Raw genomic sequence first — 9,953 nt, 5'->3', positions numbered from 1 at the left:
GGTCTCGTAGTGTAGCGGTTAACACGCCTGCCTGTCACGCAGGAGATCGCGGGTTCGATTCCCGTCGAGACCGCCATTACTTTTGACTTATGATTAAGGTTCAGTAGCTCAGTTGGTAGAGCAATGGATTGAAGCTCCATGTGTCGGCAGTTCGACTCTGTCCTGAACCATTTACACTTTGGCGGTTGTGGCGAAGTGGTTAACGCATCGGATTGTGGTTCCGACACTCGTGGGTTCGATTCCCATCAACCGCCCTTTATTATTAATGGGCTATAGCCAAGCGGTAAGGCAACGGACTTTGACTCCGTCACGCGCTGGTTCGAATCCAGCTAGCCCAGTTTTTTTGGCGGCATAGCCAAGTGGTAAGGCAGAGGTCTGCAAAACCTTTATCACCGGTTCAAATCCGGTTGCCGCCTCCATGTGCTATGCGGGAGTAGTTCAATTTTAGAACACATTCCTTCCCGGAATGAGATATAGGTGTAAGTCCTATCTTCCGCTCCATAATTTGATACAATGCGGGAGTATTTCAACTTTTAGAATATGTTCCTTCCCGGAACAAGATATAGGTGCAAGTCCTATCTTCCGCTCCATAATTGCTTCCATAGGGAAGTTTTTTATTTATATATATTAAGCCGGCGTGGCGGAATTGGCAGACGCGCGGGACTCAAAATCCCGTTCCTTTATTGGAGTGTCGGTTCGACCCCGACCGCCGGTATGTAATGGATTTAAAAGGATTAAGTAGAACACTCTACTTAATCCTTTTTTATTTGATATTTTTTTAACTACTTATTTTATATTGTATAAAATGAGATAATATAATATTATATAGCTAATATTTAAAAATGGAGGCTATTATGAGTAGAACTAGAATAAACTTAAAATATTTTTTTAGTAATATTCTTAATGCAGTTGGTGCAGGAGTAGTTATTGCATTACTTCCAAATGCACTTTTAGGAGAACTACTAAAATTATTTAAAGATCAACATCCAATATTAGAGCTTGTTTTTCAATTAGTGACAATTATTCAATCATTTATGGCATTTATTATTGGAATATTGGCAGCACATCAATTCAAATTTAGTGGTGCGGGTGCTAGTATGATAGGTATATCAGCAATGTTGGGCTCTGGAGCTATACAAATGAATGCCAATGGTATTGCATTAAAAGGAATTGGCGATATTATAAACGTAATTTTAGTTATTATTATCGCATGTGCTTTATATTTATTATTACAAGGAAAATTTGGTTCTTTAGAAATGATTATTTTACCTGTATTTATTCCAGTAGTCAGCGGATTAATTGGATTAGCGACTTTGCCATATATACAAATTATCACAAAAAGTTTAGGACATGTGATTAATTCATTTACTGAATTTAATCCTTTAATTATGTCTATCTTAATAAGTGTGACATTTTCACTACTAATGGTTACGCCAATTTCTCTAGTTGCTATTGCTACAGCTATTAGTTTAAATGGGTTAGGTAGTGGTGCTGCTAACATGGGAATTGTTGCTGCATGCGTTACTTTTTTCTTTGGTTCTTTACGTGTCAATTCAGTTGGTGTCAATTTAGTTTTGTTTATTGGCGCTGCGAAGATGATGATTCCTGTTTATTTAAAACATTTAATCATTGCAATACCATTAACCATTAATGGTATTATTTCCGGTTTGTTAACATACTTCATTGGAATAAAAGGAACACCATTATCAGCTGGATTTGGTTATACAGGATTAGTTGGTCCAATTAATGCGTTTAATAGAATGCCGGGTGATTCAACATTTAATATTCTTCTATTAGCATTAGGTTATTTTATTGTTCCATTCATTAGTGCTTTTATTATTCATGAATTATGCAAAAAGTTTATACCATCATATAATGATAATATTTATAGATTTGAAATCACTCACCAATAATATTATTTTAAAGGTATTTAAGCATCTATAGTAATGTAGATGCTTTTTTTATTCGAATTTTTTATTGCATATTAATACTTTATTGTGTATAATAATTAAAAAGTTATAGGAGGTTGCTATATGAAATATATTTTTAAAACAATGATCATAGCAATCTTAATTAGTTTGACCTTTATAAATATAGAACCTATGGCTCACGCTGATCAAGATGCAAAATGGGAAAAAATTAAGGAAAGTGGGGAATTAAGAGTAGGATTATCAGCTGATTATGCACCATTTGAATTTGAAAAGACTGTAAAAGGTAAGAGTGAATACGCAGGTATAGATATCGATTTAGCTAAAAAAATTGCTAAAGATAATCACTTAAAATTAAAAATTGTGAATATGCAATTTGATAGTTTACTCGGTGCATTAAAAACGGGAAAAATTGATGTTATTATTTCTGGTATGACTTCAACACCAGAAAGAAAGAAAGAAGTTGATTTCTCAGATTCTTATACTAAAACGGGCAATGTAATGCTTATTAGAAAAAGCGATAAAAATAAATTTCATACATTAAAAGACTTTTCTAATAAAAAAGTTGCAGCACAAAAAGGGACTGAACAAGAAAAAATTGCGCAACAAGAAATAGAGAATGCAGACATTAGTTCATTAAATCGTCTACCAGATGCTATTCTTGCAGTTAAAAGTAATAAGGTAGAAGGGTTGGTAATAGAAAAACCTGTTGCTGAAGCATATGTAAAACAAAATAACAGCTTAATGATAGCTAATGTGAATTTTAATGAAGAAAAGAAAGATAATGTCATAGCTGTGCCAAAAAATTCACCTATTCTTTTAGCGAATGTCAATAAATCTATTAAGGAAGTCAATGACCAACATTTAATTAGCAAATACATGGACAAAGCTTCTAAAGATATGCAAGACGATAGTAGCTTTTTTGATAAGTATGGTGCATTTTTTATCAAAGGACTTAAAAATACAATTTTAATATCAATGATTGGTGTAGTATTAGGAGCAGTATTAGGAGCTTTAATTGCTTTAGCTAAATTGAGTAAGTTTAAATTGCTTTCATGGATTGCCTCTATTTACATAGAATTTTTAAGAGGAACACCGATGTTAGTTCAAGTATTTTTAGTTTTCTTTGGAACGACAGCTGTTCTAGGTTTAGACGTTTCAGCATTAGTATGTGGTACTATCGCACTAGTTATTAATTCTTCTGCTTATATTGCAGAAATATTTAGAGCTGGAATTAATGCTGTTGATAAAGGGCAAACAGAGGCAGCGCAATGTTTAGGATTAAATTATTCTAAAACAATGAGATATATCATTTTACCCCAAGCAATTAAAAATATTTTACCAGCGTTAGGTAATGAATTTGTAACACTAATTAAAGAATCATCTATTGTTTCTACTATAGGAGTAGGAGAAATTATGTTTAACGCTCAGGTTGTACAAGGTATTTCATTTGATCCTTTTACACCGTTAATTATCGCTGCGATAATGTACTTTGTTTTAACATTTACATTATCTAGAGGTATGAGTTTAATCGAAGGGAGAATGAAAGCCAGTGATTAAAGTTCAAAATTTAAATAAATCATTTAATAAAAATGAAGTACTCAAAGATATAAATTTAGAAATTAATAAAGGAGAAGTTGTAGCAATTATAGGACCATCAGGAAGTGGTAAAAGTACATTGTTAAGATGTATGAATTTATTAGAAACACCATCAAATGGAAAAGTGATTTTTGAAGGAAAAGAATTAACACATAAAAATATAAATTTAAGTGAATTACGTCAAAAAATGGGAATGGTATTTCAAAATTTCAATTTATTTCCTCACAAAACAGTATTAGAAAATGTCATTTTAGCACCTAAGTTGTTAAAAAAAGTTGATTTAAAAAAACTAGAAATTGAAGGTAAAGCACTTCTAAAAAAAGTAGGACTTGAAGAGAAAGTTAACGCATATCCTTCTCAACTCTCTGGCGGACAAAAACAAAGGGTAGCAATAGCAAGAGCTTTAGCTATGCATCCTGATGTCATATTATTTGATGAGCCAACATCAGCACTTGATCCTGAAGTTGTTTATGAAGTACTTAAAGTTATGAAAGATTTAGCTAAAGAGGGTATGACAATGGTGGTTGTAACTCATGAAATGGGTTTTGCTAAAGATGTTGGTGATAAAGTAATATTTATGGCAGATGGATATGTCGTTGAAAGTGAAACACCTGATCAATTATTTAATCATCCCAAACATGAAAGAACTAAAAACTTTTTGGCGAAAGTATTATAGCATGTTGTATATGAAGACTGATAAAACATTTATAAGGTTTTATATCTAAAAAGTAATAAAAGTTAATTAAGAAAAGAAGATAGAATTTATTCTGAATTATAAATATAGACTTTCTTTATAACATTCTCAAAGTTAAAGAATCTGAGATACTTTAAAGTATATCTCAGATTCTTTTTTATTTATAAAAATATTTAATATCATAAAAAATTAAGATTATGTTAAAATGTTCTATGGACTTTTTTATAGGAGGCAAGAGTGTTGATGAACCATCAACTTAAACAGGAAATCATTGACTATGCGTATTCCATTGGTATAGATAGTATTGGTTTTACTACTGCTGATCCTTTCGATGAACTGAAACAAAAGTTAGTAGATTATCATGAAAAAGGTTATGCATCAGGTTTTGAAGAATCAGATATTGCGTTACGAACAGAACCTAAATTATCTTTACCCACAGCGCGTTCTATTATAGCTATTGCTGTTGGTTATCCAAATAAGCTAAAGGGAGCGCCAAAAAGTGTAAAAGGCGATAGAAGAGGAATGTTTGCGAGAGCCTCTTGGGGTCAAGATTATCATTCAATTATGAAAAAAAGACTAGACAAATTAAGTGAATTTATTCAATCTAAGGTTCCTGATGTCGAAATAAAAAGCATGGTTGACACTGGAGTACTTTCAGATCGCGCTGTAGCTGAAAGAGCAGGATTAGGATTCGTTGGTAGAAATGGATTTGTTATTAATCCAAAACTAGGAACTTGGACATATTTAGGAGAAATGTTAGTTAGTATTCCTTTTGAACCGGATGATCCTATATTAGACAGTTGTGGAGATTGTACAATTTGTGTAGATAGATGTCCAACGGGTGCTTTAGTAGGGAATGGTCAACTGAATTCTCAAAAATGTATCAGCTTTTTAACTCAAACTAAAGGATATTTAAAAGATGAGTATCGATATAAAATTGGTAATCGTCTTTATGGTTGTGATACTTGTCAACAAGTTTGTCCGAAAAATAGAGGCATTAATACAACTCACGAAGATATTATTTTAGAACCAGAAATATTAAAGCCACGTTTAGTTCCATTGTTACAAATGAGTAATAAAGAATTTAAAAATACTTATGGTCATTTGGCAGGAGCATGGAGAGGTAAGAAACCTATACAGCGGAATGCAATTATTGCACTTGCACATTTTGGTGAAGAAGCGGCTATTCCTGAATTAAAGGAAGTGGCATTGAATGATCCAAGACCCATGATAAGAGGAACAGCATATTGGGCTATTGGCCAAATACTAGGCGATGATGCAAGAACATTTATTTATGAGCATTTTGATAATGAGATTGAAGAAGTTCAAGTTGAAATGAGAAAAGGACTAGAAATGAGGAAATAAAAATGACAAACCATATTGTGTTATTCCAACCAGAAATACCTGCAAACACTGGGAATATTGCACGTACATGCGCAGGTACCAATACACACTTGCATTTAATTAAACCATTAGGCTTTAGTACAGATGACAAGATGCTAAAACGAGCTGGATTAGATTATTGGGAACATGTTAATATCACTTATCATGAAAACATTGAATCATTTTTCGAAGTGACAAATGGTAAATATTATTTACTTACTAAATTTGGTAAACAAACTTATAGTGATTTTGATTTTTCAAATACTGAAGTAGAAAATTATTTTATCTTTGGTAGAGAAACTACAGGTTTACCAGATTGGGTAAAAGAGAAATATGCAGATACTGCTTTAAGAATTCCTATGAGTGATCATATTCGTTCTTTAAATTTATCTAATACTGCTGCTTTATTGATTTATGAAGCATTACGACAACAAAACTTCCCAGGATTAAAGTAGAATTTAAAATTAATTACTATAATAGAATAAAAAATGTTATATTTATTAATGAATTATTATAAAAATTTTAAAATAGTTTGATATCCCCTTAAATAGGGTAATTTAGTAAATAAATGAATTATTTTAGTTGAACTTTACATTTAGAGGAGTGTAATTATTATGGCAATGAATTTTAAAGTATTCGAAGATAAACAACATGCAGCAGACTATGCTGGAGATATTATTAGAAAACAATTTAACAATAACCCAACTACCATTGCTGGTTTCCATTTAAACAAGGATTCTGCACCTGTATTAGATGAATTAAAAAAATCAGTTGATCGTAACGCTGTAGATTTTAGTCAAATTAATATTCTTGACTATGACGATAATCATTCGTTCTATGAAGCTTTAGGTGTACCTTCTGAGCAAGTATATTCTATTAGTCTTGATGATGATGCTGAATCATTAATCAATGATAGAATTAAAACAAAAGAAAATAAAGGAAAACTTACTTTACAAGTTGTTTCAATTGATAACTCTGGACATTTAGATGTTAATATTCGTCAAGGTTTGATGAAGGCACGCGAAATTATCTTAGTTGTAACTGGTGCTGAAAAAAGTGAAGTTATCAAACGATTATATGAAGAAAATGGTAAATCAAACTTTTTACCTGCTGATTTAAAAGTACATCGTATGGTAACAGTTGTTTTAGACAGAGCTGCTGCTGATGGATTACCGGAAGACGTTAAAGAATACTTCACAGCGAGATTTGCATAATATTTAATTTTATTGTGAGGTTATTTTTATGAGTAAAGATAGTAAACGTAATTATCATGAAGACGAAAATGCAATGGTTCAAAATATGGATGATTTAGAAGCATTAGGAAAAGAAATGGAACAGATTTCTGAAGAAAATGATGAAGATAAATATAATCAAACACATGATTCAGAAGCGCGTTCAGATTTAAATTAATATATTTTAGCATTTTAATTAATTGTTTCGATAGATTAATTAAAATGCTTTTTTTATGAAATACAACTTATGATACAATATATTTTAATGAAAATGAAGGAGATAAAAATATGTTACATAAGTATTGGCTACCTTTAACAATTATTACAATCATTGTTAGTTTAATTTCTATTAAAGGTTTTCCCATTGCTCTAGGAGCACTCTATCTACCAGTGTTATTTAAAGTGATTCAATTACAATTGAATTTATCAAAGGATTTAATAGATAATGCAACTGCTCATCCATTCATTAAGAGTAATCAAAAAGGAATTATGATTAGTGTTATATGTATATTAATTGTAACAGGAATCTTGGCATATACACTTAATGATTTTTATCGAAGTTTAGGTGGGGTTTTAGGTATGTTAGTAAAGATAAGTCCTGTTACGCTTGTCATAAGCGCTATTTTGTATATAATAAGTGCTATTTCAGTTGTAAAAGCAGTAAAATATAAATATGAATAAGATTTATTCTTAAACACGTGAAGTAATACAACTTCATGTGTTTTATTTTTTATAAATGAAACCGCTTTATATTCGAATTGCTACATTAATTTTATTAATGATATACTATTACTAAATCATAAATAAGGGGGATTATTGAATGTCTGTAAGAATTGAACATGATACGTTTGGTGAAATTGAAGTACCATCTGATAAATATTGGGGCGCACAAACTGAAAGAAGTAAGCGTAACTTTCCAGTAGGTAAAGAACATATGCCTATTGAGGTGATTTATGGTTTTGCTCAGTTAAAAAGAGGTGCCGCGCTTGCTAATCATGAATTAGGAAAATTAAGTGATACTAAGAAAGATGCTATCATTTATGCTTGTGATTTAATTTTAAAAGGAGAACTTGATGGTCATTTTCCTTTAGTTGTATGGCAAACGGGAAGCGGTACTCAAAGTAATATGAATGTGAATGAAGTCGTAAGTTATGTAGCTAATGAGTACTTAAAAGAACATAATAGCGATGAATCGATTCATCCCAATGATGATGTTAATAAATCTCAAAGTTCGAATGATACATTCCCTACAGCTATGCATGTTGCTTTATACCATGAAATTGAAACGAAATTAGAACCTGCTTTAAAACATTTACGAGACACATTTAAAGAAAAAGAAAACCAATATCAATCAATTATTAAAATTGGTAGAACTCACTTACAAGATGCTACTCCAATTCGATTAGGACAAGAAATTAGTGGATGGCGTTATATGCTAGATAAATGTGAACAATTATTAGCTGAATCTAAACAACATATTTTAAATTTAGCTATTGGTGGAACAGCAGTTGGAACAGGAATTAATGCACATCCAGAATTTGGAGATAAAGTAGCTAAATATATCTCAGAACATACAGGCTATGCATTTGTTTCATCTGAAAATAAATTTCATGCTTTAACCTCACATGATGAAGTGGTGCAACTTCATGGAACACTAAAAGCATTGGCAGCAGACTTAATGAAAATAGCAAATGATATAAGATGGCTTGCTTCAGGACCTAGAGCCGGACTTGCGGAAATCTCAATTCCAGAAAATGAACCAGGTTCATCAATTATGCCAGGTAAAGTTAATCCAACACAATGTGAAATGCTAACAATGGTTGCAGTACAAGTGATAGGAAATGATACGACAGTAGGTATAGCGAGTTCTCAAGGTAATTTTGAACTTAATGTATTTAAACCTGTGATTCTTCATAATACATTGCAATCTATTTACTTATTAGCTGATGGAATGGAAACATTTAACAAAAATTGTGCTATAGGTATTGAACCAATTGAAGAAAATATCAATCATTATTTAAATCAATCATTAATGCTTGTAACTGCACTAAATCCTCATATTGGATATGAAAAAGCAGCTCAAATAGCTAAAAAAGCTCATAATGAAGGTTTAACACTTAAAGAATCAGCAATTAATTCTGGCTACGTTACAGAAGAACAATTCGAGGAATGGATTAAACCAGAAGATATGGTCGATCCTCATTAAAATAACATTATCAATTGAAATGCTCCTTTTAAAGATAATGCTTTGATCTGCGTTATCTAAAAGGAGCATTTTAAAAATTTATTCATCATCTAAACTTACAGAAATCAATTCTTGAGTAAGTGGGTGAGTGAATTCAATCTTATAACTATTCAATTCTAATTGACGTAAGGTAGCATCTCCATATAATGGATCACCTATGACAGGATGACCAATTTCTGCTAAATGTACACGTATTTGATGGGTACGTCCTGTATCTAATTTTATTTCCAATTGACAAATGCCTTCTTTAATCCTTTTTGATGTTAAGATATGAGTGATAGCTCGTTGTCCGGTATTAGAAATACGACGCTTATTGGGATGAAATTTATCTTTACCGATTGGCATATCAATTGTTTGTGGTTTTAGAGGTAGTAATGCTTTTACATTGGCACGATAAATACGTGTAATTTGATTCTCTTCAAGCATTCTATCTAGTATTTTTTTCATTAAAGGATTTTTAGCAACAATTAATAATCCCACAGTTTCTTGGTCTAGACGATGAATCGGTTCAACGTAGTCGCTATCCATAGTATAGATAACATGGTTCATTAGTGTATTACTTTCTTTTAAATCATTTGGATGAGTTTTAACCCCTTTAGGTTTCATTACAATAGCTAAATCGTTATCTTCATATGCAATCTGTGCGTAACGATAACTTGGTAAATAATTACTTTTTTCTTCAGGGATAGGAATATAAACAACATCATTTGTGACAACTTTATCTGTCAATTTACTAGGTTGTTGATTAATCGTGATATCTTTAGACATATTTAATTGGTGTAAGTCTTTTTTTGGTAGTTTTAACTTTTGAAAAATTTCACGTAACGTATAATTATTGAAAGTTTCAGGTACATTGAATTTCATAATATCCT

At 31.4% G+C, this 9,953-nt stretch carries 11 protein-coding genes and 7 tRNA genes; 16 read left to right on the top strand and 2 right to left on the bottom strand.

Annotated features, from left to right (window positions below; translation table 11 throughout):
* From HMPREF2629_RS06125 to HMPREF2629_RS06095, 7 genes are all read left to right on the top strand, one after another.
* Positions 1-76: transfer RNA gene (locus HMPREF2629_RS06125), tRNA-Asp, on the top strand.
* Between the two features lie 21 nt (positions 77-97).
* Positions 98-170: transfer RNA gene (locus tag HMPREF2629_RS06120), tRNA-Phe, on the top strand.
* An 11-nt stretch (positions 171-181) separates the two neighbouring features.
* Positions 182-254, top strand: a tRNA-His gene (locus tag HMPREF2629_RS06115).
* 12 nt (positions 255-266) lie between these two features.
* Positions 267-338 (top strand) — tRNA-Gln (locus tag HMPREF2629_RS06110).
* A 7-nt stretch (positions 339-345) separates the two neighbouring features.
* Positions 346-419, top strand: a tRNA-Cys gene (locus HMPREF2629_RS06105).
* Between the two features lie 8 nt (positions 420-427).
* Positions 428-501 (top strand) — tRNA-Gly (locus tag HMPREF2629_RS06100).
* A 130-nt stretch (positions 502-631) separates the two neighbouring features.
* A tRNA-Leu gene (locus HMPREF2629_RS06095) sits at positions 632-715 on the top strand.
* Between the two features lie 114 nt (positions 716-829).
* Here HMPREF2629_RS06095 and HMPREF2629_RS11360 read toward each other — a convergent pair.
* Entirely contained in the window at positions 830-898 is a 69-nt protein-coding gene (locus HMPREF2629_RS11360) for a hypothetical protein (RefSeq protein ID WP_353775006.1), read from the bottom strand.
* Here HMPREF2629_RS11360 and HMPREF2629_RS06090 point away from each other — a divergent pair.
* The 9 genes from HMPREF2629_RS06090 to fumC all read left to right on the top strand — a co-directional run bounded on the left by HMPREF2629_RS06090 (position 870) and on the right by fumC (position 9,042).
* The gene (locus HMPREF2629_RS06090) at positions 870-1,913 is read left to right on the top strand and encodes a PTS sugar transporter subunit IIC (RefSeq protein ID WP_371102465.1); all 1,044 of its coding nucleotides are present in this window, start codon (positions 870-872) and stop codon (positions 1,911-1,913) included. The genes HMPREF2629_RS11360 and HMPREF2629_RS06090 overlap by 29 nt on opposite strands.
* A 120-nt stretch (positions 1,914-2,033) precedes the next feature.
* Positions 2,034-3,488 (top strand): ABC transporter substrate-binding protein/permease, encoded by a 1,455-nt coding sequence (locus HMPREF2629_RS06085; RefSeq protein ID WP_017176404.1) that lies wholly within the window; start codon positions 2,034-2,036, stop codon positions 3,486-3,488.
* Positions 3,481-4,203 (top strand): amino acid ABC transporter ATP-binding protein, encoded by a 723-nt coding sequence (locus HMPREF2629_RS06080; protein ID WP_017176403.1) that lies wholly within the window; start codon positions 3,481-3,483, stop codon positions 4,201-4,203. Before HMPREF2629_RS06085 ends, HMPREF2629_RS06080 begins: the two co-directional genes overlap by 8 nt.
* A 261-nt stretch (positions 4,204-4,464) precedes the next feature.
* Entirely contained in the window at positions 4,465-5,586 is a 1,122-nt protein-coding gene (gene queG / locus HMPREF2629_RS06075; protein WP_017176402.1) for a tRNA epoxyqueuosine(34) reductase QueG, read from the top strand.
* A 2-nt stretch (positions 5,587-5,588) separates the two neighbouring features.
* Positions 5,589-6,059, top strand: coding sequence for a tRNA (uridine(34)/cytosine(34)/5-carboxymethylaminomethyluridine(34)-2'-O)-methyltransferase TrmL (gene trmL, locus HMPREF2629_RS06070; RefSeq protein WP_017176401.1), 471 nt, complete (start codon positions 5,589-5,591; stop codon positions 6,057-6,059).
* A 159-nt stretch (positions 6,060-6,218) separates the two neighbouring features.
* Entirely contained in the window at positions 6,219-6,818 is a 600-nt protein-coding gene (locus HMPREF2629_RS06065) for a 6-phosphogluconolactonase (protein ID WP_017176400.1), read from the top strand.
* A 22-nt stretch (positions 6,819-6,840) separates the two neighbouring features.
* Positions 6,841-7,014 carry an SAS053 family DNA gyrase inhibitor gene (locus HMPREF2629_RS11020; protein WP_249339582.1) on the top strand — a complete coding sequence of 58 codons (174 nt, stop codon included), beginning with the start codon at positions 6,841-6,843 and terminating at the stop codon, positions 7,012-7,014.
* A gap of 110 nt (positions 7,015-7,124) precedes the next feature.
* The gene (locus HMPREF2629_RS06060; protein WP_017176398.1) at positions 7,125-7,517 is read left to right on the top strand and encodes a hypothetical protein; all 393 of its coding nucleotides are present in this window, start codon (positions 7,125-7,127) and stop codon (positions 7,515-7,517) included.
* 139 nt (positions 7,518-7,656) lie between these two features.
* Positions 7,657-9,042, top strand: coding sequence for a class II fumarate hydratase (gene fumC / locus HMPREF2629_RS06055; protein ID WP_017176397.1), 1,386 nt, complete (start codon positions 7,657-7,659; stop codon positions 9,040-9,042).
* A gap of 78 nt (positions 9,043-9,120) precedes the next feature.
* On the opposite strand, the gene HMPREF2629_RS06050 is transcribed toward fumC, so the two are convergent.
* Positions 9,121-9,945 (bottom strand): RluA family pseudouridine synthase, encoded by an 825-nt coding sequence (locus HMPREF2629_RS06050; protein ID WP_070813212.1) that lies wholly within the window; start codon positions 9,943-9,945, stop codon positions 9,121-9,123.
* Between the last annotated feature and the right edge of the window lie 8 nt (positions 9,946-9,953).

This window comes from Staphylococcus sp. HMSC034C12 (genome assembly GCF_001835895.1).
In the GTDB taxonomy this organism is placed as follows: Bacteria; Bacillota; Bacilli; order Staphylococcales; family Staphylococcaceae; genus Staphylococcus; species Staphylococcus hominis.
This window is presented reverse-complemented; position numbering and strand designations above follow the sequence as displayed.

What these genes read in the sequence shown, in the direction of transcription:
- trmL (WP_017176401.1), top strand. Translation starts at nt 5,589, where the DNA reads ATGACAAACCATATTGTGTTATTCCAACCAGAAATACCTGCAAACACT.
- queG (WP_017176402.1), top strand. Translation starts at nt 4,465, where the DNA reads ATGAACCATCAACTTAAACAGGAAATCATTGACTATGCGTATTCCATT.
- HMPREF2629_RS06085 (WP_017176404.1), top strand. Translation starts at nt 2,034, where the DNA reads ATGAAATATATTTTTAAAACAATGATCATAGCAATCTTAATTAGTTTG.
- fumC (WP_017176397.1), top strand. Translation starts at nt 7,657, where the DNA reads ATGTCTGTAAGAATTGAACATGATACGTTTGGTGAAATTGAAGTACCA.
- HMPREF2629_RS06060 (WP_017176398.1), top strand. Translation starts at nt 7,125, where the DNA reads ATGTTACATAAGTATTGGCTACCTTTAACAATTATTACAATCATTGTT.
- HMPREF2629_RS06050 (WP_070813212.1), bottom strand. Translation starts at nt 9,945, where the DNA reads ATGAAATTCAATGTACCTGAAACTTTCAATAATTATACGTTACGTGAA.
- HMPREF2629_RS06065 (WP_017176400.1), top strand. Translation starts at nt 6,219, where the DNA reads ATGGCAATGAATTTTAAAGTATTCGAAGATAAACAACATGCAGCAGAC.